The organism is Haemophilus sp. HMSC068C11, from assembly GCF_001815355.1.
In the GTDB taxonomy this organism is placed as follows: Bacteria; Pseudomonadota; Gammaproteobacteria; order Enterobacterales; family Pasteurellaceae; genus Haemophilus_D.
Genome location: NZ_KV820361.1, coordinates 340,258 through 364,467, shown reverse-complemented (window position 1 = coordinate 364,467; position 24,210 = coordinate 340,258). Strand labels below are relative to the sequence as shown.

Below are 24,210 nucleotides of genomic sequence, written 5' to 3'. Positions count from 1 at the left end.
AAAGAGCAAAAAAGAACGACGCACTGGTTTTTCCTAAGATTCACAACAGCGCGTCGTTGCGTGGGGCGTATTATAGGACTTTCAGAATTCTTTGCAAGTGCTTTTTTACAAAAAAATTCAATTTTTTTATTGTCTGATGATTTAATCATCAAAGTGAATTGTCTTTGTTCAATATTCAAGGTAAATTACCACCAAAGAGTAAGCATTTTAATGAGGTAGTTATGAATTTTGAGCAAATGATTGGTTTCGGTGTAGCAGGTAATTTCGCGGGACATTTAGAACAAGCAGGTGAAGCAGCTGATTTCACTCAAGTTAAAACAGAAAATGCCATTCAACCAAAAGCGATTTTCCCTTTTTATGTGCCAAGCAAAAAGGCGGGCTTTCTTTCTACCTATCCTTTAAGTCACAATCAAATTAATTTTCCACAAGGCGCAGATAATCTGCAAATTGAACCTGAAATTGCACTTATTTGTGAGCTTATCTATGAAGGAAATCAAGTTGAGAAAATTATCCCACGCTATTTTGCGGCCTATAATGACTGCTCTATTCGTCGTCCTAATGCGAAAAAAATCTGTGAAAAGAAAAACTGGGGCGAGGCAAGCAAAGGTATTTCATCCAAACTGATTCCACTTTCTTCCTTTATTAAAGGAAGCGAAATTGATCAATATCGTATCGCTTGTTTCCATAAACGAAATGATGAACTGAATACTTATGGTATTGACAGCCCAGCGGTTGGTTATAGCTATTTCCACCAACAATTATTAGATTGGATCGTGGATAGAATGAATAATCAACCCGATGAAGGACCGATGAATCATATTACCTCTTTATTAGAGCAAGCAAACTATCCGAAACAAGCTATTATTAGTATTGGCGCCACTCGTTATACCGAGTTCGGTGAAACGCATTTCTTACAACCTAATGATCTCAGCATTGTTGTCGTGTATAACGGTGAAAAATATTCTGCTGAGGAAATTGAGCAAATGGCAAAAAATGAAAAATTTGCAGACGACATTTCAGCGCTTATTCAGAAAGTGGTTTAGCATACATATAAAAAGTGCGGTTAATTTTGACCGCACTTTTATTTACTTCCTTCTTAAAGAAACTTCTCCGGCATTAAAATACCGCTCGCCTTCATCAGTTATGACTTTTAAATAACCGCGTTTATCAATTCCCTGCTCTATACCTGAAATTGCGCCTTGTTCGGTAAAGATATTCACTTCATCACCAAAAAATTCATTATAGTTTATCCATTGTTGCATGAATTCCTCGTCAATGCCCTTTTCTTCAAATTGAGCTAATCGAGAATAAATGCGTTGAATCACTTTAACAAGGATCGTCTCACGATCTATATTTGGATCCTGTTCGTTTAATTGTGCATACGGCTGACTAATTTCGGTTGATTGTGGCAATTTTACATTGATCCCAATACCAACGACTAAATTAAGCTGCCCATTCTTGTGATTAATGATCTCTACCAAAATACCCCCTAGTTTTCGCCCTGAAAGCAAAATATCATTTGGCCATTTCACTTTCACATTTAACGCTTCTGCAATGGCTAAACCAATCACTAAACTTAATCCATCCAATACTTTTTTAGGATCGATAGTCCAATAAAAACTAAAAATTAACTGCCCTGCAAACGGTGAAAGCCATTGGCGACCACGACGCCCCCTTCCAGCCGTTTGATATTCTGCGAGGCACAAATCACCTTTTTTTAATTGGTTAATGTGATTCGTTATAAATTCATTTGTTGAAGAAATAGTTCGATGATAATGCACGGAATAAGGTGAAAGTGCGGTCGAAATTGCTTGCGGATTTAACAAAGGCATTTCTGGCACAAGCTGATAAACCTCATTTTCTTCTCGAATATTCAATCCCACTTCTCTCAATAATGCCATTTCTTGCGCCAATCCATTTGGCGTAATATTTAAAAACGACATCAAATCTGACCGCACTTTAGGTTGGCAATCCGATAAACACTCCAATAACGATGGCATATTCATTCCTTCTCATAAAAACCTTGGCAAATCTTACCATAAAAGCGAAAAAATTCATTTTCATCCACATGAAAAATCTGTATAATCCCGGCGCAATATTTTTTGACACAACTTTTAACAGCGAGATATTGCCATGCTTAGAATCAAACAAGAAGCGCTTACTTTTGACGATGTTCTACTCGTCCCTGCTCATTCAACTGTTCTCCCGAACACAGCCAACCTCTCAACTCAACTCACCAAAGAAATTCGCTTAAATATTCCTATGCTTTCTGCTGCGATGGATACTGTCACAGAAACCAAATTAGCAATCTCTTTAGCACAAGAAGGCGGTATTGGCTTTATTCATAAAAACATGACGATCGAACGCCAAGCGGATCGAGTTCGTAAAGTGAAAAAATTCGAAAGTGGTATCGTTTCTGAACCTGTCACTGTTTCGCCAGATTTAACCCTTGCAGCACTTGCCGAAATGGTGAAGAAAAACGGCTTCGCAGGCTACCCTGTTGTAGACGGTGAAAATAACTTGATTGGTATCATCACTGGCCGCGACACGCGTTTCGTAAAAGATTTAAGCAAAACTGTTTCACAATTAATGACTAAGAAAGAAGACTTGGTCACCGTAAAAGAAGGTGCAAGTCGTGAAACGATTTTAGAATTAATGCATAAAAACCGCGTAGAGAAAGTGCTTGTTGTAGATGATGCTTTCAAATTAAAAGGCATGATCACCGTTAAAGACTTCCAAAAAGCGGAACAAAAACCGAACGCATGTAAAGATGAATTTGGTCGTTTACGCGTAGGTGCGGCTGTAGGTGCGGGTCCAGGTAATGAAGAACGTATTGATGCATTAGTGAAAGCTGGCGTAGATGTATTGTTAATCGACTCTTCTCACGGTCACTCAGAAGGCGTATTACAACGTGTTCGTGAAACGCGTGCAAAATATCCAAACTTACCTATCGTTGCGGGTAACGTAGCAACAGCTGAAGGTGCTATCGCACTTGCAGACGCAGGCGCAAGCGCAGTGAAAGTAGGTATTGGCCCAGGTTCTATTTGTACAACTCGTATTGTGACTGGTGTAGGTGTTCCACAAATCACTGCTATCGCAGATGCCGCTGCGGCATTAAAAGATCGTGGTATTCCAGTTATCGCGGATGGTGGTATCCGTTTCTCTGGTGATATTGCAAAAGCTATCGCAGCAGGTGCGAGCTGTGTAATGGTTGGTTCTATGTTTGCCGGTACTGAAGAAGCACCGGGTGAAATCGAACTTTATCAAGGTCGTGCATTTAAATCTTATCGCGGTATGGGCTCATTAGGCGCCATGGCGAAAGGTTCATCAGACCGTTACTTCCAATCTGATAACGCAGCAGACAAACTTGTGCCTGAAGGTATCGAAGGCCGTATTCCATATAAAGGTTACTTAAAAGAAATTATCCACCAACAAATGGGTGGTTTACGTTCTTGCATGGGCTTAACTGGCTGCGCAACCATCGAAGAATTACGTACAAAAGCGGAATTTGTTCGCATCAGTGGTGCAGGCATTAAAGAAAGCCATGTTCACGATGTAACTATTACTAAAGAAGCACCAAACTATCGTATGGGCTAATTGATAAAAGAGCGGTTTATTTAACCGCTCTTTTGAAATATTTTAGGCAACTAAAAGGACTGAAATGAAAAAACTAGCATTACTCATTCCGTTTATCATATCAAGTTGTGCGCTTTTCGGACCAACTTATACGGGAGAAACAACGGCAAGTTCTTTACTAAAATCAGATACTGAACGTAATATCAATCTGGCTTTTAGAGCAATCCATAATTGTACGCCAAAACAAATTCATACTCAGATCAATGATGCAAAAATCAACCCTAAAACATCTACTGTTGATTCAGCATATGAAACTTGGACAGTAAAAGGCTGTAATCAAACTGAAGTATTTAAAATTAAATATATCAGCGATGGTCAAGGTGGAACCTACATCAATATGACCACGTCAAACTAACATAAGGTAAAAAATGACAAACATCCACAATCATAAAATTCTGATCCTCGACTTCGGCTCACAATATACTCAACTGATTGCGCGTCGTGTGCGTGAAATCGGTGTGTACTGCGAACTTTGGGCATGGGATGTAACTGAAGAACAAATCCGTCAATTTAATCCAGACGGTATCATTCTTTCTGGTGGCCCAGAAAGTACGACAGAAGAAAACAGCCCGCGTGCACCTGAATATGTATTTAACGCAGGCGTGCCTGTATTGGGTATTTGTTACGGTATGCAAACCATGGCGATGCAACTTGGCGGTTTAACTGAAACCTCTGATCATCGTGAATTCGGCTATGCCTCTGTTTTAATGGATAATCCAACCGCACTTTTCGCTCATTTAAATGATGGTGACAGCAAATTAGATGTATGGATGAGCCATGGTGATAAAGTAACTCGCTTACCTGAAAACTTCCAAGTTACTGGTACGACTCCAACCTGCCCAATTGCTGCGATGTCTGATGAAAGCCGTCGTTTCTACGGCGTACAATTCCACCCAGAAGTGACCCATACTAAAAAAGGCTTGGAATTATTAATGAATTTCGTGGTGAACATTTGTGGTTGCGAAACCAAATGGACAGCAGAAAACATTATCGAAGATGCAGTAGTTCGCATTAAAGAGCAAGTGGGTGACGATGAAGTGATTCTAGGTTTATCTGGTGGTGTGGACTCTTCTGTGGTTGCATTACTTTTACACCGTGCTATCGGCAAAAACTTACACTGCGTATTCGTGGATAACGGCTTACTCCGCTTACACGAAGGCGATCAAGTCATGGAGATGTTCGGTGATAAATTTGGTTTAAATATTACCCGCGTTGATGCGGAAAGCCGTTTCTTAGCCGAGCTTGCAGGCGTATCGGACCCTGAAGCAAAACGTAAAATTATCGGTAAAGTATTCGTTGATGTATTCGATGATGAATCGAAAAAACTCACTAATGTGAAATGGTTGGCACAAGGTACAATCTACCCTGATGTCATCGAATCTGCAGCAAGCAAAACTGGTAAAGCGCATGTGATTAAATCTCACCACAACGTAGGTGGCTTACCAGACTATATGAAACTTGGCTTAGTAGAACCGTTACGTGAATTGTTTAAAGACGAAGTACGTAAAATCGGTTTAGCATTAGGCTTACCGGCTGAAATGATCAACCGCCACCCATTCCCTGGTCCAGGTTTAGGCGTGCGTGTATTAGGCGAAGTGAAAAAAGAATACTGCGATTTATTACGCCGTGCGGATGCGATCTTTATCGAAGAATTACGCAATAGCGGTTGGTATGAAAAAACCAGCCAAGCCTTCAGCGTATTCTTACCAGTAAAATCTGTCGGCGTGATGGGCGATGGCCGTAAATATGACTGGGTAATCTCGCTACGTGCAGTAGAAACCATCGACTTTATGACCGCACATTGGGCACATTTGCCTTATGATTTATTAGGCAAAGTGTCTAACCGCATCATCAACGAAGTGAATGGCATTTCTCGCGTAGTATATGACATCAGCGGAAAACCTCCAGCAACTATCGAATGGGAGTAACCTAAATCAATTTAAAGGGCAAATTATTTGCCCTTTTCTTCTTTCATAGCACTAATTTCTCTCATCAATATTCACTATGGACATTGCATTTTTACTCGGCACTAAAATTATTGAACTGACACTTATTGTGCTTATTGGTTATGGGTTGGTTAAATCAAAATTATTAAAATCTGAAGATAGCAAGACGCTTTCCGTTATTGGGCTTTATGTCATCAGTCCTGCAGTGATGATTGAAGCCTTTCAAATTGATTACACGCCTGAAATTCTACAAGGTTTACAGCTTTCACTGTTTATGGCGGTGTTTCTTCAGGTTATTCTGATTATTATTGGCAGTCTGTTAAAGCACCTATTAAACCTTGATCCTATTGAACATGCCACTTCCATTTATTCCAATTCTGGTAATTTAATTATTCCGATTGTGATGTCGTTATTTGGCAAAGAATGGGTGATTTACGCCAGCTGTTTTATTGTGGTGCAAACCTTTCTATTTTGGACGCATTGCCGTTTGATTATTGTAGGAAAAGGAAATTTATCCTTGAAGATGATTGCCAAAAACATCAATATTTGGTCAATTCTCGTCGGAGCATTTTTATTTGCTTTTCAAATAAAATTACCAAGTATTATCAATGGCACACTCTCTTCCATCGGTTTGTTTATTGGCCCAAATGCCATGCTTGTTGCGGGTATGCTGATTGCGGCAATACCTTTACGGAGCATCGTATCATCCAAACGCATTTATTTAGTCACACTTTTGCGCTTGTTACTTATTCCGATTGCATTATTGGTATTAATAAAGTTGATTGGGTTTGTACGTTGGGCTGAAAAAGGGGAAATTATTGTGTTGATTAGCTTTTTAGCAACCACGAGCCCATCAGCTTCAACTGTCACACAAATGGCGGTGATTTATAACAACAATCCACAGAAAGCCAGCGCCATCTATGGTGTAACGACGCTGCTTTGTATGTTTACTATGCCACTGGTGATTGCGTTATATCAAATATGGGGGTAAATCGTGGAAAAGTGCGGTCAATTATTTAAGCACTTTTGATGCCGGCTGCTCTTTTTTCAAACGATAAAGTTGATATAAGTTAACGAAAACTAAGAATGCGTTTAGAAGCGCAACTGGATAAGATTTGATGATCAAACTGTAAATGACAAAAAGTACCGCTCCAATTGCATTAACAACTCTCAAGTGAACAATCGATTTAAATAAAAAAGACACAGCCACAAAGAATGTTGCCAAATAGCCTAATAATTCGATGAAATTAAATTCCATAAATCTCTCCGTCAACAATGATTGAGGCGGCATCATAAAAGATTTTGGAATCGAGGAAAAGAGGCGAAATAAAGGCAACCGATTGCAATATCAAGAAATTTTTATTTCGCTCAACATTCGCTTAGATAAAGACTTTTTGCACTAAAAACATATAAAAAATTGTGCCTGCCGAGATAGAAAGAAACATGTTCTTTTTCCAGAAATGTAACCCCAATACCAAAGCACCTGCAATGAAATCGGGCAAACCGTGATAACCACTCAATACATCCACATTTTTATAGCAATACACCACTAACATCCCAAACATCGCCGCAGGCAATACTTTGCCAAGGTAACGAATATAGTCTGGAATCGGGCGATTGGCGGGAAAGATCCAGAATGGCAATAATCGAGTAAATTGTACGCACACAATACAAATCACAATGGTGATAATTTGTTCCATCAATGTCATTTTAGTGCCTCCAATTTAGATGAAAGTTTCGGTCGTCTTACGGTTAATAGAATCCAAATACTAATGAGTGTTGGCACTAAAAAATGCTCTTTCCCAACAATTAATAGCGATGCAAAAGCCACACCTAAACCTAATAATGAGCTTTCATGAGATTTCTCTTTAAGCCAGTTTTCAGCAAAAATCACCAGGAAAAGTGCAGTCATACCAAACTCTACCCCTTTTAAATCAAAAGGAATGATTGAACCAAATAGATTACCTAATCCCGCTCCTACAACCCAATAAAGATGGAGATAAAAACTGACAAAGAACATATACCAGCCTTTATCTAAATGATCGGGAATCTTCGCCATATAGTTAAGGGAAAAACTTTCATCGACTAGGGTACTAATTAAATACCAACGTTTTTTTCCGAGTTGAGCACCATATTTTTCTAACATGGAAATGCCATAAAAAATTTGGCGACCACTTACCATCAGCGTAACCAACGCAACACTTAAAGGCGAAAAAGGCATAACTAAGGCGGCGGCTGCAATAAATTCCACGGAGCCCGCATAAATGAGTGCTGCCATTGCAACGGGGAACCAAACACCGAATCCAAGTGCTTTCATGTAAATGCCGTATGCTATGCCTAAAAATAAAAAGCCGGCAAGCATTGGCATGCTGTAAGGAAATGCCGCTTTTGCTGCGGCTTTGATGGGATTTTCTGTCACTACTTCTGACATATTGACCTACTACAACTCTAAAACAGACAAACCAGGTAAGGTCGAAAAACTTTGTGCTTTTACTGTTTGATGGAAATCTTCGATATAAGCTAAATTAGCATCTTCTTTACGAATCGCGGCATAGAGATTACTGTACAACCCTTCTTCTGTAATTTTACGCGCCACCACATACCCTTTTTCTAAATAAGGTAATGCCGCCCAATAAGGTACGGTAGCAATGCCTCGACGACTCGCTACTAATTGGATCAAGGCGATCGTTAGCTCCGTTGTACGACGTGGCGGATTAATACCTTTTGGTTTCAACACTTGACGATATAAATCTAACATATCATCAGGAACAGGATAGGTTACCCAAGTTTCTTCAGCGAAATCTTCCGCCTGCCAAACCTCTTTATTGGCTAATGGATGATCTTTAGAACAGATTCCCACCATTTCATAAGAAAATAACGGCTTAAATAAAACATCATCATTTTGTTCAACTTCAGACACGATAGCCCAATCTGCACGATGAGATAATAACAATCCAACCGGATCAGTGTGGAAACCAGACACAATATCCAATTCTACCAAGCTCCAATGCTGACGAAATTCATCCATCGCAGGCATTAACCAGTCGAAACAGGTATGACACTCCACTGCAATTCGCAACTGCCCTGCATCACCGTGTTTTACACGTGCAAGTTCACGTTCTGCATCTACCACTTTCGGAAGAATTTCATTGGCAAGACGAATCAAACGATCGCCAGCTGCGGTAAAACGCAATGGATTACTTTTACGCTCAAACAAAGGTAAGCCGAATTGCTCTTCCATTAACTTAATTTGATGAGAAAGTGCCGATTGTGTTAAATAAACACGTTTTGCCGCCATCGAAACGCTGCCTGTTTCCTTCAAAGCAAGCAAGGTTCTTAGGTGACGAAGTTCAAGAAATGTTGGTTTCATTAGAATAATTCATAAAGTTATCGCATTAGATGAGCAACATGATAACGCAAATTAAATTGTGCGAAAAGAAAGTGCGGTCAAAAACGTTGATATTTTTGACCGCACTTAAGTCGATTATTTATCTAATTGAACAGGAAGAAATAAGCTCAATGGTCGTTTTTTCACAATTTGGCAAACTTCATGCCAAATTGGCCACCAGCTCTCAATTTCCGCATTCAAAGAACGCAATGCAACCCAAAGCGTTAATGAAAAACTGACAATTAAATTCACTAAACCAATCAACAATACAAAAGCAATGCATTGTAAAAGCAATGAATAGGTAAAATGTCCGCTCACGGCAATATAGCCCACATTTGCAGATGAAAATGCCACATGACGAATATCTAACGGAAGATGCGTTAAGTACCCCACCACACCGGTAATCCCAAGCAGCATACCAAAGCAAAGGTTACCAATTAGCGAGCCATAATTCTCATGCATATAATTAGCAAATTTAACGCGAGTCTTCTCAGACATTAGTTTTTTCAATAACGGATGCTGAGTTAAACGCATACGCATATTCAAATAATTGCTACGGTTATCAAAATAGCCCGAAATAATCCCTGAACAGAATAACCATACCCCCGCAATGGCGGCAAACCATAAGGTTCCCGCAAAAGGATCAATACTATGTAATTGATACGCGATTTGATCAGCATTCATCAATGGTTCACCTGTTTTATATTGGTAACCAAACGCAATCAATGCGGCTAATCCCATCGCAATGAGCACATTACCTAGCACAGCAATACTTTGAGAACGAAATACATCCACTAATAATTGGGCTAATTTCATATTGACGGTTTTACCTTGAGGCGTTTTCTCAACAGCCTCAGCAAAACGGGCTGCAGTCATGGCTGGCTGTTTGGTTGCAACCGTGAAATGAAGCATAAAGATCACCATGAAACCTAAGCCGTAATTTAAGCCTTCTGCAATGCCTTTCCAGACTTTGTCATCAATGATACTGCCTAGATAGGTTTTAAATAGCGCCATCAATGCAATTAATACACCACCACCTGCGGCAGAATAAAACATTGCCCAATACTCTTTTTTATCTCGAGTAATGTAATGCTCACCATGATCGCCTGCATTCTGCGTAACACTACGAGCCATTAATCCTGAGCTTTGTTTCCATAGTCGCGAAATACTATGACGTTCCGCTGCCGCACGGGCAAAACAACCGGTTAATAATAAGATTCGACGCGGCAAATAGCGATTTGAAACAAAAATCGCCATCAAGGTTTCTAACCGTTCTAAAGTCTGTGAAAGACGTTCCAATAAATACGCTGTATTTAAGGATGATCCCACTACCGCCCCACGTTTCTGTAAGCCAATAATCAATGCCTTACATTGATCAAACATTACCTGCAAATGGCTATCATCAAAAACCGTTGCTTGGCGACGCGCCTCTACCCAATCAACCACTTCATGATGCAATGCCACGAAAGGTGAATCCGCATTCAACAAAGATGGCTCCATTCGCATCAACTCAGGATCCATGTCTTCAGCTGCAATCCAAATTGAAAGCATTTCAATGGCAAATAGCCCTTCACTTTCAATATGATTTTTTAAACGTTCACGATCTTTTTGTTCTGTATAACGTGTTAAAACGCCAAATACGCCTCGCCATGTTTTTAATGGAACAGCATCAATCCAGCGGGCATCATTTTTATCACTGAACAATAAATAAAAAATATCACGTAAATCATTAATATCTTTAAAAGATGGGTTAAAACGCTCATAAATACGCGTTTTCATTTCTTGCCCAAAACCGCCACGCGTAAGAATGCCACTACTAATAAACAAGGGATAAAGACGTAAATCACATAACCAACCGCATAATAATTTCGAAACAGAATAGCCTAATTCTTTATCGTTCTTTAAGATAAACTTAAATAAATGCAAGGTGGGAGAAATTTTTTCTGTAGGGCTGCTACGTAATAATTGGCACAAGCCCTCTACGAGACCAAAGGCATCGTTTTCCGCCACTTTGTTACGCAAAAATTGCGGTAAGATATCGGTTTTAATCATGAGCTTTCCCCCTTCTATCGTTTATATTCAAAAGCGAGACATTATACAGCTCTGTTAGATAAAGTAAAATGAGCGGAAAAGTGCGGTCAATTTTGAAAGGATTTTAAAAGAAAAGGCGTATGCTTCCATACGCCCTTAAATTGATATTATTTCTCTTTCTTCAACAAGAAAATACCTTGTTCAGAGAAGTTCACATAAGCTTGTTTGAGATCAGCATTGAAGTCTTCTGGTTTGGTGTTAATGAGCAATTCTTTGCCTGCCCAAATTGCCACTACTTCCCAGTGGTTACCCATATAGACTGCACTCTTGATTTCACATTGTTGTGCTGCCTCGCCTTCTGCTTTTAAGTAAATCGCTTCAGGACGTACGCCCACTAAGCACTCGCCATCCGGTAAATTGAATTGCGCCGCATTGCTTAATGGCAATTTGTAGCCATTCACGTCAATGGTGCCATTATCTAATTTACCTTCAAAGATGCTTGATTCGCCCATGAAGTTTGCAAGGAATAAAGAATTTGGACGCAAATAAAGCTCTTTTGCTGGCGCTTTTTGCATAATTTTACCTTTATTCATCACAATAACTTCATCGGATACCGCAAATGCTTCGGTCTGGTCGTGAGTCACATAAAGTGAGGTAATACCTAAACTTTGTTGTAATTCACGGATTTTTTCACGCATAGAACGACGTAAGTTGGCATCCAAGTTACTTAATGGTTCATCAAAAAGTAATACTTTTGGTTTTAGCACTAACGCACGTGCTAATGCCACACGTTGTTGTTGACCACCCGAAATCTGATCCACAAAACGATCCTCAAACCCCGCTAAGTCAACCAACTCCAACGCTTCTTTTACACGTTTAGCGCGTTCTTCTTTCCCTACGCCTTGCATACGTAAACCATAGCCTACGTTATCACCGATACTCATATGTGGGAACAATGCGTAAGACTGGAATACGATACAAATATCACGATTTTGAATAGATGATTTGGTTACATCTTCACCATCAATAAAAATTTGACCTGAAGTTGGGTTTTCTAAGCCTGCCACTAAACGTAACACAGTGGTTTTACCACAACCAGATGGCCCTAGTAAGGTCACCATAGTGCCACGTTTAATGGTTAAATCTAAATTATCAATGACTGTGGATTTACCAAAAGATTTAGTGATATTTTTTAATACTAAGAAATCATTATTACTCATAATATTTACCTACAACTTAACGAGTTAATTCATTTTTTTCGCTTTAGAACGGGAAATTCGGGTATCACCCACAATCCAGTCAAAGAATAAAATAATGGCCATCATAACTACTATCAGAATTGAACCATATGCAATTGCAATTCCGTATTCACCATCTTCTACGCGATTTAGAATATAAGATGTAGCAACACGGGTATCTGCTGTAACTAAAAATACAATTGCACTTACTGTAGTCATTGCTCTAACAAAGCTAGTTACAAGCGCTGAAAGCAAGGCTGGTTTTAATAAAGGGAAAACAATAAAACAAATAGTTTTAAAAGAGCTTCCTTTTAATGATAAAGAGGCCTCATCTAAAGATTTATCTAGTTGTCCTAATCCAGCAATAGCCGCTCGCATACCTACAGGCATATTACGCATAACCATTGATAAAATAACAATTAATGCCGTTCCTGTTATATAAATTGGAGCATCATTAAAGGCTAATATATAGGATACCCCTGCCACTGTACCTGGTACGGCAAAACATAACAAAGTTAGGAACTCTAAAGTTTTTTTACCTTTAAATTCCCGTCTTACGGTAATGTAAGCAATAAGCAAGCCAAATAATGCTGTTATTGGAGCTGCTGTTGCAGCAAAAATAACTGTTTGAATTAGAGATGGCCATGCACCATCACTAAAGCCTTGACCAAATAATGTAATATAATTTTTAAGTGTCAAGGTATAATCAACACCCCAGTTCACCGTAAAACTACCGTAAAAAATACTACCATACAGCAGAACATTAAATAGTATCCAGAATGCTAACACAAAAGTAATTGTGTACTTCATTGTTACAGGAAGATCTTGTACATCACCACGATAAGACTTACCCGACACAGTGGTATATGAGCGATTACCAATCCACCAATATTGAATAATAAAGATACCTAATGAGAAAATAAGAAGTATTGTTCCCAATGTACTTGCAGATGCATAATCTAACTGAGAACCGGCAATATAAAAGTAAATTTGTGAAGAAATAACGTCAAAGCTTCCCCCTAAAACTAATGGGGTACTAAAATCAGCTATAGACTGAATTGCAACAACTAAAAAAGAATTTGCTAATGCAGGTTTTAGTAATGGGAAAATGATATTGAAGAAAGTTTGGTAACGATTTGCACGCAAAGTATAAGAGGCTTCTTCAATTGATGGATGAATAGACTTTAAGGCCCCCTCTAATATCATAAAAGACATTGGTGTCAAAGCAAGTGTATGAGCAATAACAATTCCAGTAAAACCATACAACCAATTACTTTCAAATCCTAAATATTCAACTAAATAATGAGTAATATATCCTGAACGACCAAGCATCAATGTTACCCCTAAACCAACAACAAATGGCGGGGTCACAATTGGAAGAATAGAGAATATTTTACCAATAACTGCACTACGCTTTGCAATTCGGGTGGTATAAAGTGCAAATACTAAACCAAACGCAGTTGCAAGAACACCAATTGTTCCTGCTACAGCAAGTGAGTTTAAGATAATACGTATAACATAAGGCTGTTTAACAATATCGAATACTTGCCCTGGTACAAATTCATCTCCTTTGTAAAACATTGAGATAAAAATGGCTAAAGTAGGATAAACAATAAAGAAGAATATGAGTAATACAATGCTTAGCAATGACGCGATAACAAATTTATCGCTTTGCATTACTTTCATTTTAGCAAGAGCATTTGTTGAAATACCAATTAAAGCAATTGTAAGAATAAACTCGGAATAACCTAGACTGAATTTTGTAATACTTGCTGAAATCATTACAAAAGAAAAAATTAAGCAAGCTAAGAAAAATTCGATTTTACCTTGTTGTACCGTCCCTCTTCCTTTATATAAAAAAGAAAATATAGGAATAATAAATAAAGAACCAAACCAAAACCAACTAAAATTTATTGAGCTCCATCCCATAGCTGCGAGGAGCTCATCTTCTGTTGAATCAAAAATACCATAATATAATGCCATAGAAGGCAAAAGGGCAAAGCCTGCCATAGCAAGCATTACCCAAAATAGATTGGAATTGAGAAAATAATACTGCTTTCTCATAAAGCCTCCATTTATTTATTTAATTTAACTTCTCTCACCCAACGATCGATCAAGCCACTACGTACATCTGATGCGCCAAATTTGTTAAAATCATAATTAATTAAATTTAGTTCATTAGATTTCAATGCATAAGGTGAAGATGTTGCATTTACATTTGTAAGAATGTGATGTGATTGTGCTTCTTTCCAGGAAATTTCTTGTGCCTCTTTAGACATAACCCAGTCGACAAATAATTCTGCATTTTTTAAATTTCTAGCATTTTTTATTACACTCACTCCACCAAGTTCATAACCAGTCCCTTCACAAGGAACTACTACTTCAATAGGTGCTCCATTCTGTTTTTCAAAAGAATAGTTTTGTAAAAAACCAATGCCTATTGTTGTTTCACCTCGAGCTAAATTATGAGCAGGTGCAGTTCCAGCTTTAGGATACTGTGAAATATTTTTATCTAATGCTTTTAAATAATTAAATGCTTCATCCTCTCCCCAAAGCTGAACAAATGTTGCTATTGCGGTATATGCAGTTCCAGCACTTTGAGGATCTGAAATTTGAATTTCATTCTTAAATCTAGGATCGAGTAAATCTTTCCAGCATTTTGGAGTTTCAGTAATTCCTAATTTTTTCAATTTTTCTGTATTCACTCCAAAACCCAACACCCCCATATAAACTACGGAGCTGTAATTTCCTTTACGACGTCCAGGATCTTTAAATTGAGGCATAACTTCTGTCAGCATTGGTGATTGATATGCAGTTAGCAAATCCATCTCGGCAGCCTGAGAATGTGTATCAAATGTTCCACCATACCACACATCAGCTTGTGGATTATTTGTTTCAGCCTTTATTTTAGCTAGTGTACTGCCTGAACTATTACGAATAAAACTCGCATCTACATTGTATTTTTTCGCAAAAGATTGCACTTGTTTTTCACACACTGAGTTTTGTGCGCTGCAATATACTACTAACCGACCTTCAGCAATTGCTGAACTAGTAAAAAAGATCCCGCTAAACAAAACAGCTGACAGACTCAAAGATATAGTTGATTTTTTCATTGATTGACTCCTTTTTATGTTTTTAGCTACTGGCTAAAAAATTAGGCGGACATCCCCGCCTAATTCATCTATAAACTATTTCGCTAATTTAACGTCTTGAACCCATTTTTCAATTAAGGCTTTGCGTTGTTCGGTTGCACCGTATTTTTCAAAGTCATAATTGATCAGATTAAGTTTACTTGGATCAAACGCGGTTGGCGATTGTTCCGCTGTGGTGTTGGTTAAGATTTGTAAAGAATCACCTTGTTTCCATGCTAACTCTTGACCTTCTTTAGATAATGCCCAATCCACGAATAATTTTGCGTTATCGATGTTACGCGCACCTTTTAAGATACTCACGCCGCCTAACTCGTAGCCTGTACCTTCACAAGGCACCACTAATTCCAACGGCGCACCTTGACGTTTTTCAAGTGCGTAATCGTGTAAGAAACCGATACCTACCGCCGTTTCACCACGTGCTGCATTACGAGATGGAGTCACACCTGATTTGGTGTATTGCGATACGTTTGGATGTAATGCTTTTAAGAAATCAAAGGCTTTATCTTCGCCCCAAAGTTGAACGAAAGTAGCCAATGCAGTGTAAGCTGTACCCGCACTTTGTGGGTCAGCAATTTGCACTTCACCTTTTAAGCGAGGATCGGTTAAATCTTTCCAGCATTTTGGTACTTCTTTAATACCTAATTTTGCTAAACGCTCGGTATTCACACCAAAACCTAAGATACCCATGTAAATCGCAGAGACATAATGTCCTTTGGTTTTCGCTGGATCACGGAAACGCTCAACAATTTCATCAATGTGTTTAGATTTATAAGGTTCGATTAAACCTAACTCTGCAGCTTGTGCTTGAGGGTCGAATGTACCACCAAACCAAACGTCTGCTTGTGGGTTATTTTTTTCCGCTTCAACTTTTGCAAAAGTACTGCCTGAACCGTTGCGAATAAATGAGGTTTTCACATCATATTTTTCGCCAAAGGCTTTAGTTGTCGTTTCACAAAGAATGTTAGTCGCACTACAATACACCACTAAACGCCCTTGAGCATTAACAGCTGATGATGTCATGAAGCCTGCAGCTAAAAGTGCGGTTGAAATGGAGAGAGAAATTTTATTCATTTTCATCGTACACTCCTCATAAATAACACTGATGAAATAATAAAAACGAGCACATCGTAAGCGAAAACGAAAAAAAATTCCGTGAACTACTTCACAAATTTAAAAAATTTAAATAAAAAAGAAAGATGAATTTAAACTGATTTTTCTTTATAATCCTTGTAATTTTTACCTTCCGTTTTTGAGGACGTTCTATGTCAGACTCATCTTGTATTATCATCGCTATCACGGGGGCATCCGCTTCAGGAAAAAGCTCTATTGCTTCCACCGTTCATAAAGAACTTTGTAACGACTTAGGTTGTGAAGAAATCGGCATTATTGCTGAAGACAGCTACTATAAAGATCAAAGCCATTTAGAGATGAGTGAGCGAGTAAAAACCAATTATGACCACCCAAGTTCAATGGATAGAGATTTACTCATTCAACACTTAAAAGACTTAAAAAACGGAACTGCCGTTGATATTCCCGTCTATAGCTATGTTGATCATACCAGAACAGGCGAGACCAAACACTTCACGCCGAAAAAAATTGTGATTTTAGAAGGCATCTTATTGCTCACTGATGAGCGAGTTCGCCAATTAGCCGATATTTCTGTCTTCGTAGATACGCCATTAGATATTTGTTTTATCCGCCGTTTACAACGTGATATGGAAGAGCGTGGTCGTTCATTACAATCAGTCATTGACCAATATCGTGCAACTGTTCGTCCAATGTTCTTGCAATTTATCGAACCATCAAAACAATATGCGGATATCGTGATTCCGCGCGGTGGTAAAAACCGTATTGCGATCAATATGTTAAAAGCTCAAATTCTTCATTTGTTAAACCAAAAATAGGAAAAATCATGCGTCTTTGCGATACCGATATCGAACGCTATCTAGATGATGGCATTATTTCTTTAACGCCTCGTCCTGAAAATGACAAAATCAATGGTGCGACCATTGATGTGCGTTTAGGCAATTCATTTCGCGTATTTCGTGAACATTCCGCGCCTTATATTGATTTAAGTGGACCGAAAGAAGAAGTCTCTGCTCAACTTGAATCAGTGATGAGTGACGAAATTATTATCGGTGATGATGAAGCCTTCTTCTTACACCCTGGTATGTTGGCGTTAGCAACCACATTGGAGTCAGTGAAACTCCCTGCCAATATTATCGGTTGGCTAGATGGTCGTTCTTCACTTGCTCGTTTAGGTTTAATGGTTCACGTGACCGCTCATCGTATTGATCCAGGTTGGGAAGGTAAAATTGTGTTAGAGTTTTATAACTCAGGCAAATTACCTTTGGCATTACGTCCAAATATGGTGATTGGTGCTTTAAGTTTTGAAGTGTTAAGTGGCCCTGCTGCACGCCCGTATATAAGCCGAAAAGATGCGAAATACAAACATCAACAAAATGCGGTAGCGAGCCGAATTAATGAGGATTAATCTATGAAAAAGATCGCAATTAGCCTGTTGATCGTGCTGTTTGCGATCTTTGCTTTTTTTTATGTTCAACTTCAACAAGCTAAGAGTCTTTTGACCGAACAACTGACGAAACGAGATATTCAACTTGAAACGGTAAGTATTAGCCTCTTTCCACAGCCTGTTATTTCCTTAGAAAAGGTTAAATATCACGCGATTTCTGCACAAAAAATTGAAGGAAAATTACCTTTTATTTCACTCGTTTTTGGGAATCCAACGATTGATGAAATTCAAATTCAGCAAGCTCGCTTTACTGAAAATGCATTGAATTCAGCCAATATCCGCATGGCATTTTCAGATTTTGCACTCAAACAATTTTTAAAAAAAGATCTTACTTTTAATAGTAGCAACCATATTTGGGTGAACCTTGAAAAACCTATTTATGGCAACACCGCAACCTTTGATTTTCTTTTTAACAAAGGAAATATCGCCCTTCGTCAGGAAGGTGAATCGCTTATTCAATTTGATGACGTGCAATTCAATCAGCAAAAATTAGGCTATATTGAAATTCATGCTGATTTAACAAAACCACAGAAACTTGCCATTGGTTACATTCGACCAACATGCACCACGAATTGTCTTGCCGTACTCAAATTTAGTAGCTATCTGCAAAAAAGTGCGGTCAATTTTTCTGGTAAAAATTTTCCGTTAACACAGTTGTTAGCGTTACTTAATTTTCCTCAAACCATGACGGGCACAAGTGATTTTAATGTTCAATTAGCTTTTGCAAATTCAGAATTAGCTCAAGGGAAATTTGATTTTAATGCACGTGATGGTGAGCTTTTAGGGCTGAACCTACTGGATATGGCAGCACAGTATTTACCGATTAATTACAATAGTGATTTAACTGCAAGTAGAAATATGAATACGCCTTATGAGCGTTTTGAATCAAGCCTTTCATTCGAAAATCATTTACTCAAAGTCGATAAAATAAACTTAAAAACAACCGCACTTTTAGCTGAAGGTTCTGGAGCCATTGATTTAGATAATATACAATGTGATGTCAATTTAACCTTAAGATCCACTAACGAAAAATACAAAAAGCTAGCATTGCCTATTCGCTTTTTCGATAGTTGCTACTCACCACAGTATAAGGTGAATATTGACCAAAACTTTCGTCATCAATTGAAAGAATTAATTAAAGAGAAATTAAAATAATGTCATTTTATCTGAAAGCTGAAAGAACCCAATATTGGCGCGTAATCATCATGGCTTGCGCCGCTTTTATTTTTAACACCACGGAATTTGTGCCAGTTGCGTTACTCACTGACATCGGACAAAGTTTTGATATGCAAAGCTCCGATGTGGGTTTAATGATGACCGTTTATGCTTGGACGGTTATGATTATGTCTTTACCCGCCATGCTCGCGACAGGCGATATGGAACGTAAAGGCTTATTGCTGAAACTTTTCGTTATTTTTATCATCGGCCATATTATCTCGGTCATTGCGTGGAACTATTGGATTCTTCTTATTGCCCGTATGTGTATTGCGGTAGCGCATTCACTCTTCTGGGCGATTACCGCATCATTAGTGATGCGTGTTGCACCGAAGAATAAGAAAACACAAGCAATTGGTATGCTTGCTATCGGTACATCCCTTGCGACTATTTTAGGCTTACCATTAGGCCGTTTAGTCGGTCAATTAGTTGGTTGGCGTATTACTTTCGCCATTATTGCCGCATTAGCTTTGGTTGTGATGGTATTTATTATGCGTTTATTACCAAATCTACCAAGTAAAAATGCAGGCTCACTCTCTAGTCTACCGATTTTGGCAAAACGTCCATTACTGATTGGACTTTATGCCACAACGGTAATCATTGTTTCAGCACACTTTACCGCTTATACCTACATTGAACCCTTTATGGTTCAAATCGGCGAACTTGATCCAAATCTTGCGACAATAATTTTGTTAGTTTTTGGGGTTTCGGGTATTACCGCAAGTTTGATCTTTAACCGCTTATACCGTTTCGGTCCAACTCAATTTATCAGCGGCGCTATGATTTTACTGGCTATATCTTTAGCCTTTATGCTCGTCTCTGCGAGCTATATAGCCACGATGTTTACCCTTGCCTTTATTTGGGGTATTGGCATCTCTTGTATCGGACTTGCATTACAAATGCGCGTACTACAACTTGCGCCTGATGCAACGGACGTAGCAAGTGCCATTTATTCAGGTATTTTTAATGCGGGTATCGGTGCGGGTGCACTGTTTGGTAACCAAATCGCTCGCCATGTTGGTCTTGAATATATTGGCTTTAGTGGTGCAGCATTAGCGATTATTGCACTCGGCATCTTTGTTTTCTTCAATTTCCGCTATCGCGCTCAAAACGTCTAAAAAAATGACCGCACTTAATCAACAAGTGCGGTCATTTTCTTTTCTCTTTCTAATCGAGATGGAAACAAGCTATTAGCTTACCGTCAGGATATTTTTCCAATTTAGGCTGTTCATTTCGACATTTATCGGTCGCTTTCCAACAACGTGGATTAAATGCACAACCTTTTGGCGGATTAATCGGGCTTGGTAATTCACCCTTTAATTTAATCCGCTGACGACGTAATTCAGGTGATAACCTTGGTGTCGCTGAAAGCAAGGCTTGTGTATAGGGGTGCTGAGGATTCTTAAAGATCTGCTCTTTTGTGCCCATTTCAACACAGCGACCTAAATACATCACCATCACCTCATCAGCAATGTGCTCAACCACCGAAAGATCATGGGAAATAAACACATAAGATAAACCAAGCTCAGCTTGCAAATCCATCATCAAGTTCAGCACTTGTGCACGAACGGACACGTCTAACGCAGAAACGGGTTCATCCGCTACAACCACGTCAGGTTCAAGCATTAAACCACGAGCAATCGCGATACGTTGACGTTGTCCACCCGAAAACATATGTGGATAGCGATTATAAAACTCCGCACGCAATCCCACTTTTGCCATCATGGACAATACTTTTTCTTTACGCTCTTTTGCCGATAGATTGGTATTAATGACTAAAGGTTCTTCCAAAATTGTGCCAATTTTCTTACGCGGATTCAGTGAGGCATAAGGGTTTTGAAACACGATTTGGATTTTTTGACGACGCAATGCTTTCGTTTCGTGATCATTCTCTAAGAAATTTTGCCCATTGTAATACAACTCGCCTTCTGTTGGTTCTTCTATCATGGTTAAAAGACGACCAAGTGTCGATTTACCACAACCAGACTCACCTACCACGGCAAGGGTTTTACCACGTTCTAAGGAAAAAGACACACCATCTAACGCTTTCACTTGCTGTGTTTTCTCAAACATCCCTTTTTTAACAGGATAATATTTTTTCAGTCCAATGGCATTGAGCAATGGTGCATTTTCTTGTGCGACATTAGACATTGCTAGGTTCTCCTTGGGCATTTAATGGGGTATGACATTTCACTTGTCGATTTCCTATTTGACGCAATTCAGGTTCCACACTTAGACAAAGATCGGTCGCATACGGACAGCGTGGATTTAACAAACAACCTTGTGGGCGATCGTATTTACCTGGCACCACACCGGGTAAAGATTGCAAACGAGATTTACCTTCTGCGAACTCCGGTAAAGAACGCAATAACGCTTGAGTGTAAGGATGTTTTGGCTCACAGAAAATATCTTCCGCCCGCCCTTCTTCCACTACTTGTCCTGCATACATCACAATAATACGATGCGCCGCTTCTGCGACTAACGCAAGATCATGCGTGATCAGAATCAACGACATACATTCTTTTTGCTGTAACTCAAGTAACAAATCTACAATTTGTGCTTGAATAGTCACATCCAGTGCTGTGGTTGGTTCATCTGCAATGAGCAATCTCGGTTTACATGCAATCGCCATAGCAATCATAACGCGTTGACTCATCCCGCCAGAAAGCTGGTGCGGATAAACATCAATTCGCGATTCGGGATCAGGAATACCCACTAAGCGTAATAGCTCTAAGGTGCGCTCACGGCGTTCTTTTTTGCTGCCGCCTTGATGCGCTTTGATGGCTTCCATAATTTGGAAACCTACTGTATAAGCAGGATTTAAGCTTGTCATTGGGTCTTGGAAGATCATAGCTATATCAGCCCCAACTAATTCCCGCTTTTCTTTTGCCGGTAAGCTTAAGAGATCTTTTGCTTCAAATTCTAGGCCTTTCGCTGAAACACGTCCTGGAAAATCAATCAAACCCATCACTGCAAGGGAACTCACTGATTTCCCCGAGCCCGACTCTCCAACAATGCCTAATACTTCGCCTTGATTAACTTGGTAGCTAATACGATCCACCGCTTTAAAAGGTGCTTTTTCATCACCAAAGTGAACAGAAAGCTCTTTTACATCTAATAATGCCATTCTGCCCCCTATTGTTTTAATTTTGGATCGAGTGCATCACGCAACCCGTCGCCCATTAAGTTAAATGCTAAAACAAGCGATAAAATCACTAAACCTGGAATGGTAACCAACCAGTTTGCCGCCTGCATAAAGCTACGTGATTCAGATAACATAGTACCCAATTCTGGTGTTGGTGGTTTTGCGCCGATACCTAAGAAACCTAAAGTCGCTAATTCTAAAATCGCATTAGAAATCCCCATCGTCATTTGTACGATAAGCGGTGCAAGGCAATTCGGTAAAATCACAATAAACATTAAACGTAATACGCTTGCTCCTGCCACTCGTGAAGAGGTGACATAATCTCTGTTTTTCTCGTTTAATACTGCTGCACGTGTTAAGCGCACATAACTTGGAATCGAAACCACGGCAATCGCCAACGTCGCATTCGTTAAAGAGGGCTCTAAAATTGACACCACCACAATGGTTAAAAGCAAGTTTGGGATAGCCAACATGATGTCAATGAAACGAACAATTAATGTATCTAATGCTCCACCATAATAGCCTGCGAGCAAACCAAGACTCGTTCCTAAAATGCAAGATAAAATGACAATAATAAAACCTGCAAAAACAGAAATGCGCGTACCATAAATAATGCGAGAAAGAATATCTCGACCAATGTCATCCGTACCCAGTAAATAAGCTGAATTGCCGCCTTCATACCACGCAGGCGGTAATAATAGCGCTGAACGATTTTGTTCGATAGGATCAAAAGGTGCAATCCAAGGGGCAAAAATACTGATTAATGCGACGACAAGAATAAAAGTGAGCCCAATCACCGCCCCTTTATTTTGTTTGAAATAAAACCAAAACTCCTGCAACGGTGTGCGAGGCGCAATCGTTTCAATAGATAAAGTTTGTTCCGTCATTAATAAGGCTCCTTATTGATGGCGAATACGTGGGTTTACCACGCCATAAAGTAAATCGATCGTCAAATTCACTACAATAATAATTGTAGCAATAATCAACACGGCGCCTTGTAAGACGGGATAATCACGATTAGAAATCGCATCAATAATCCATTTACCAATACCCGGCCATGAGAAAATTGTTTCGGTTAAAACAGCACCGGATAATAACTGTCCTACAATCAATCCCACCACGGTCACAACAGGGATCAGTGCATTACGTAGCGCATGAACAATCACAATTCGGGTATAACTTAAGCCTTTGGCTTTTGCTGTACGAATATAATCTTCACCTAACACTTCTAACATCGAAGAACGTGTCATTCGGGTAATCACCGCAAGTGGAATGGTACCTAGCACAATAGACGGTAGAATCAATGACTTAATGGCATTCCCAAAGGCACCTGGCACGCCTGAAAGCCAAGTATCGATTAACATAAAACCGGTTGGTGTATCGATCCAGAAACTATCTTCTAAACGTCCCCCTTGTGGTAAATTTAACCAAGGTGAAACATATAAGATCAAAATTAATCCCCACCAGAAAATTGGCATGGAATAACCCGTTAAGGACATGGCTGTTACGGTATGAGAAATCCAACTATCTTTCTTGACGGCCGCAATCGTTCCGAGCGTAATACCCGCAATTAACGACCAAAATAGCGCAAAGAAAGCCAATTCAAACGTGGCAGGGAAAAGTGTGAAAAACTCCCTCAGAACAGGTTGTTGGGTGCGGAATGATTCACCGAAATCGCCTTGTATCACATTGCCAATATAATTGAAATATTGCTGATACAACGGTAAATCAAGACCAAGTTGCTTCATCATTTGTTGATGTACTTCTGGCGTTAAACCTCGCTCTCCCATCATAATCTCCACGGGATCACCCGGAATAAAATGAATGAGAGCAAAAGTCACAAAAGTAATGGCGATAAAGGTAGGAATCACCATTAAAATACGTTTTAAAATAAATTTAAACATCTACTTCCCACATGATAAAAGT

Annotated in this window: 24 protein-coding genes; 10 read left to right on the top strand and 14 right to left on the bottom strand. The window is 39.2% G+C overall.

The window, feature by feature from the left end:
- Both HMPREF3020_RS09510 and HMPREF3020_RS05600 read left to right on the top strand, forming a co-directional pair.
- Positions 1-219 (top strand): hypothetical protein (locus HMPREF3020_RS09510; protein WP_218970519.1); only part of this gene is annotated, 219 nt, incomplete at its 5' end.
- 2 nt (positions 220-221) lie between these two features.
- Positions 222-1,043: a DUF5718 family protein gene (locus HMPREF3020_RS05600; protein WP_070775821.1), complete on the top strand. Its 822-nt coding sequence runs from the start codon at positions 222-224 to the stop codon at positions 1,041-1,043.
- Positions 1,044-1,085: 42 nt separating this feature from the next.
- Here the strand turns inward: HMPREF3020_RS05600 and birA are convergent, their stop codons facing one another.
- Complete coding sequence (gene birA, locus HMPREF3020_RS05595) at positions 1,086-2,000, bottom strand: bifunctional biotin--[acetyl-CoA-carboxylase] ligase/biotin operon repressor BirA (RefSeq protein WP_083315436.1); 915 nt, start codon at positions 1,998-2,000, stop codon at positions 1,086-1,088.
- Positions 2,001-2,133: 133 nt separating this feature from the next.
- On the opposite strand from birA, the gene guaB reads away from it, so the two are divergent.
- The 4 genes from guaB (at position 2,134) to HMPREF3020_RS05575 (ending at position 6,573) form a co-directional block, all read left to right on the top strand.
- Positions 2,134-3,597, top strand: coding sequence for an IMP dehydrogenase (gene guaB / locus HMPREF3020_RS05590; RefSeq protein ID WP_070775819.1), 1,464 nt, complete (start codon positions 2,134-2,136; stop codon positions 3,595-3,597).
- Positions 3,598-3,661: 64 nt separating this feature from the next.
- Positions 3,662-3,991, top strand: coding sequence for a hypothetical protein (locus HMPREF3020_RS05585; RefSeq protein WP_049365428.1), 330 nt, complete (start codon positions 3,662-3,664; stop codon positions 3,989-3,991).
- A 13-nt stretch (positions 3,992-4,004) separates the two neighbouring features.
- Complete coding sequence (gene guaA, locus HMPREF3020_RS05580; RefSeq protein ID WP_070775818.1) at positions 4,005-5,564, top strand: glutamine-hydrolyzing GMP synthase; 1,560 nt, start codon at positions 4,005-4,007, stop codon at positions 5,562-5,564.
- Between the two features lie 76 nt (positions 5,565-5,640).
- Positions 5,641-6,573 carry an AEC family transporter gene (locus HMPREF3020_RS05575; RefSeq protein WP_049384780.1) on the top strand — a complete coding sequence of 311 codons (933 nt, stop codon included), beginning with the start codon at positions 5,641-5,643 and terminating at the stop codon, positions 6,571-6,573.
- Between the two features lie 21 nt (positions 6,574-6,594).
- Here HMPREF3020_RS05575 and HMPREF3020_RS05570 read toward each other — a convergent pair whose 3' ends face one another.
- The 9 genes from HMPREF3020_RS05570 to HMPREF3020_RS05530 all read right to left on the bottom strand — a co-directional run bounded on the left by HMPREF3020_RS05570 (position 6,595) and on the right by HMPREF3020_RS05530 (position 16,468).
- Positions 6,595-6,840, bottom strand: a complete 246-nt coding sequence (locus HMPREF3020_RS05570; RefSeq protein WP_049384779.1) for a YgjV family protein — start codon at positions 6,838-6,840, stop codon at positions 6,595-6,597.
- Positions 6,841-6,961: 121 nt separating this feature from the next.
- On the bottom strand, positions 6,962-7,291 hold the full coding sequence (locus tag HMPREF3020_RS05565) for a branched-chain amino acid transporter permease (RefSeq protein WP_014065151.1): 330 nt from the start codon (positions 7,289-7,291) through the stop codon (positions 6,962-6,964).
- Positions 7,288-8,013 carry an azaleucine resistance protein AzlC gene (azlC, locus tag HMPREF3020_RS05560; protein WP_049362213.1) on the bottom strand — a complete coding sequence of 242 codons (726 nt, stop codon included), beginning with the start codon at positions 8,011-8,013 and terminating at the stop codon, positions 7,288-7,290. Before azlC ends, HMPREF3020_RS05565 begins: the two co-directional genes overlap by 4 nt.
- 9 nt (positions 8,014-8,022) lie before the next feature.
- Entirely contained in the window at positions 8,023-8,952 is a 930-nt protein-coding gene (locus HMPREF3020_RS05555; protein ID WP_005697769.1) for a LysR family transcriptional regulator, read from the bottom strand.
- 114 nt (positions 8,953-9,066) lie between these two features.
- Positions 9,067-11,022 (bottom strand): site-specific recombinase, encoded by a 1,956-nt coding sequence (locus HMPREF3020_RS05550; RefSeq protein ID WP_070775817.1) that lies wholly within the window; start codon positions 11,020-11,022, stop codon positions 9,067-9,069.
- Between the two features lie 146 nt (positions 11,023-11,168).
- Complete coding sequence (fbpC, locus tag HMPREF3020_RS05545) at positions 11,169-12,221, bottom strand: ferric ABC transporter ATP-binding protein (protein WP_070775816.1); 1,053 nt, start codon at positions 12,219-12,221, stop codon at positions 11,169-11,171.
- A 24-nt stretch (positions 12,222-12,245) separates the two neighbouring features.
- Entirely contained in the window at positions 12,246-14,303 is a 2,058-nt protein-coding gene (locus tag HMPREF3020_RS05540) for an ABC transporter permease (protein WP_070775815.1), read from the bottom strand.
- Positions 14,304-14,314: 11 nt separating this feature from the next.
- Complete coding sequence (locus HMPREF3020_RS05535) at positions 14,315-15,352, bottom strand: ABC transporter substrate-binding protein (RefSeq protein ID WP_070775814.1); 1,038 nt, start codon at positions 15,350-15,352, stop codon at positions 14,315-14,317.
- A 75-nt stretch (positions 15,353-15,427) separates the two neighbouring features.
- A complete protein-coding gene (locus HMPREF3020_RS05530) occupies positions 15,428-16,468 on the bottom strand; it encodes an ABC transporter substrate-binding protein (RefSeq protein WP_070775813.1) in 1,041 nt (346 codons plus the stop codon).
- A gap of 185 nt (positions 16,469-16,653) precedes the next feature.
- Between HMPREF3020_RS05530 and udk the strand changes: the two genes are divergently transcribed.
- From udk to HMPREF3020_RS05510, 4 genes are read left to right on the top strand one after another with little or no spacing between them, the layout of a single operon-like run.
- Positions 16,654-17,295 carry a uridine kinase gene (gene udk / locus HMPREF3020_RS05525; RefSeq protein WP_049372428.1) on the top strand — a complete coding sequence of 214 codons (642 nt, stop codon included), beginning with the start codon at positions 16,654-16,656 and terminating at the stop codon, positions 17,293-17,295.
- An 8-nt stretch (positions 17,296-17,303) separates the two neighbouring features.
- The gene (gene dcd, locus HMPREF3020_RS05520) at positions 17,304-17,885 is read left to right on the top strand and encodes a dCTP deaminase (protein WP_049370185.1); all 582 of its coding nucleotides are present in this window, start codon (positions 17,304-17,306) and stop codon (positions 17,883-17,885) included.
- Between the two features lie 3 nt (positions 17,886-17,888).
- Positions 17,889-19,079 (top strand): AsmA-like C-terminal region-containing protein, encoded by a 1,191-nt coding sequence (locus HMPREF3020_RS05515; protein ID WP_070775812.1) that lies wholly within the window; start codon positions 17,889-17,891, stop codon positions 19,077-19,079.
- Positions 19,079-20,257 (top strand): sugar transporter, encoded by a 1,179-nt coding sequence (locus tag HMPREF3020_RS05510; protein ID WP_070775811.1) that lies wholly within the window; start codon positions 19,079-19,081, stop codon positions 20,255-20,257. The genes HMPREF3020_RS05515 and HMPREF3020_RS05510 overlap by 1 nt, the downstream gene beginning before the upstream one ends.
- Before the next feature lie 49 nt (positions 20,258-20,306).
- Here the strand turns inward: HMPREF3020_RS05510 and HMPREF3020_RS05505 are convergent, their stop codons facing one another.
- From HMPREF3020_RS05505 to HMPREF3020_RS05490, 4 genes are read right to left on the bottom strand one after another with little or no spacing between them, the layout of a single operon-like run.
- Positions 20,307-21,290: a peptide ABC transporter ATP-binding protein gene (locus tag HMPREF3020_RS05505; protein ID WP_070775810.1), complete on the bottom strand. Its 984-nt coding sequence runs from the start codon at positions 21,288-21,290 to the stop codon at positions 20,307-20,309.
- Positions 21,283-22,266, bottom strand: a complete 984-nt coding sequence (gene dppD, locus HMPREF3020_RS05500; RefSeq protein WP_070775809.1) for a dipeptide ABC transporter ATP-binding protein — start codon at positions 22,264-22,266, stop codon at positions 21,283-21,285. The genes HMPREF3020_RS05505 and dppD overlap by 8 nt, the downstream gene beginning before the upstream one ends.
- Positions 22,267-22,274: 8 nt before the next feature.
- Positions 22,275-23,171 carry an ABC transporter permease subunit gene (locus HMPREF3020_RS05495; protein WP_049370181.1) on the bottom strand — a complete coding sequence of 299 codons (897 nt, stop codon included), beginning with the start codon at positions 23,169-23,171 and terminating at the stop codon, positions 22,275-22,277.
- Between the two features lie 12 nt (positions 23,172-23,183).
- Positions 23,184-24,188: an ABC transporter permease subunit gene (locus tag HMPREF3020_RS05490; RefSeq protein ID WP_070775808.1), complete on the bottom strand. Its 1,005-nt coding sequence runs from the start codon at positions 24,186-24,188 to the stop codon at positions 23,184-23,186.
- Between the last annotated feature and the right edge of the window lie 22 nt (positions 24,189-24,210).

What these genes read in the sequence shown, in the direction of transcription:
- HMPREF3020_RS05600 (WP_070775821.1), top strand. Translation starts at nt 222, where the DNA reads ATGAATTTTGAGCAAATGATTGGTTTCGGTGTAGCAGGTAATTTCGCG.
- birA (WP_083315436.1), bottom strand. Translation starts at nt 2,000, where the DNA reads ATGCCATCGTTATTGGAGTGTTTATCGGATTGCCAACCTAAAGTGCGG.
- guaB (WP_070775819.1), top strand. Translation starts at nt 2,134, where the DNA reads ATGCTTAGAATCAAACAAGAAGCGCTTACTTTTGACGATGTTCTACTC.
- HMPREF3020_RS05585 (WP_049365428.1), top strand. Translation starts at nt 3,662, where the DNA reads ATGAAAAAACTAGCATTACTCATTCCGTTTATCATATCAAGTTGTGCG.
- guaA (WP_070775818.1), top strand. Translation starts at nt 4,005, where the DNA reads ATGACAAACATCCACAATCATAAAATTCTGATCCTCGACTTCGGCTCA.
- HMPREF3020_RS05575 (WP_049384780.1), top strand. Translation starts at nt 5,641, where the DNA reads ATGGACATTGCATTTTTACTCGGCACTAAAATTATTGAACTGACACTT.
- HMPREF3020_RS05570 (WP_049384779.1), bottom strand. Translation starts at nt 6,840, where the DNA reads ATGGAATTTAATTTCATCGAATTATTAGGCTATTTGGCAACATTCTTT.
- HMPREF3020_RS05565 (WP_014065151.1), bottom strand. Translation starts at nt 7,291, where the DNA reads ATGACATTGATGGAACAAATTATCACCATTGTGATTTGTATTGTGTGC.
- azlC (WP_049362213.1), bottom strand. Translation starts at nt 8,013, where the DNA reads ATGTCAGAAGTAGTGACAGAAAATCCCATCAAAGCCGCAGCAAAAGCG.
- HMPREF3020_RS05555 (WP_005697769.1), bottom strand. Translation starts at nt 8,952, where the DNA reads ATGAAACCAACATTTCTTGAACTTCGTCACCTAAGAACCTTGCTTGCT.
- HMPREF3020_RS05550 (WP_070775817.1), bottom strand. Translation starts at nt 11,022, where the DNA reads ATGATTAAAACCGATATCTTACCGCAATTTTTGCGTAACAAAGTGGCG.
- fbpC (WP_070775816.1), bottom strand. Translation starts at nt 12,221, where the DNA reads ATGAGTAATAATGATTTCTTAGTATTAAAAAATATCACTAAATCTTTT.
- HMPREF3020_RS05540 (WP_070775815.1), bottom strand. Translation starts at nt 14,303, where the DNA reads ATGAGAAAGCAGTATTATTTTCTCAATTCCAATCTATTTTGGGTAATG.
- HMPREF3020_RS05535 (WP_070775814.1), bottom strand. Translation starts at nt 15,352, where the DNA reads ATGAAAAAATCAACTATATCTTTGAGTCTGTCAGCTGTTTTGTTTAGC.
- HMPREF3020_RS05530 (WP_070775813.1), bottom strand. Translation starts at nt 16,468, where the DNA reads ATGAAAATGAATAAAATTTCTCTCTCCATTTCAACCGCACTTTTAGCT.
- udk (WP_049372428.1), top strand. Translation starts at nt 16,654, where the DNA reads ATGTCAGACTCATCTTGTATTATCATCGCTATCACGGGGGCATCCGCT.
- dcd (WP_049370185.1), top strand. Translation starts at nt 17,304, where the DNA reads ATGCGTCTTTGCGATACCGATATCGAACGCTATCTAGATGATGGCATT.
- HMPREF3020_RS05515 (WP_070775812.1), top strand. Translation starts at nt 17,889, where the DNA reads ATGAAAAAGATCGCAATTAGCCTGTTGATCGTGCTGTTTGCGATCTTT.
- HMPREF3020_RS05510 (WP_070775811.1), top strand. Translation starts at nt 19,079, where the DNA reads ATGTCATTTTATCTGAAAGCTGAAAGAACCCAATATTGGCGCGTAATC.
- HMPREF3020_RS05505 (WP_070775810.1), bottom strand. Translation starts at nt 21,290, where the DNA reads ATGTCTAATGTCGCACAAGAAAATGCACCATTGCTCAATGCCATTGGA.
- dppD (WP_070775809.1), bottom strand. Translation starts at nt 22,266, where the DNA reads ATGGCATTATTAGATGTAAAAGAGCTTTCTGTTCACTTTGGTGATGAA.
- HMPREF3020_RS05495 (WP_049370181.1), bottom strand. Translation starts at nt 23,171, where the DNA reads ATGACGGAACAAACTTTATCTATTGAAACGATTGCGCCTCGCACACCG.
- HMPREF3020_RS05490 (WP_070775808.1), bottom strand. Translation starts at nt 24,188, where the DNA reads ATGTTTAAATTTATTTTAAAACGTATTTTAATGGTGATTCCTACCTTT.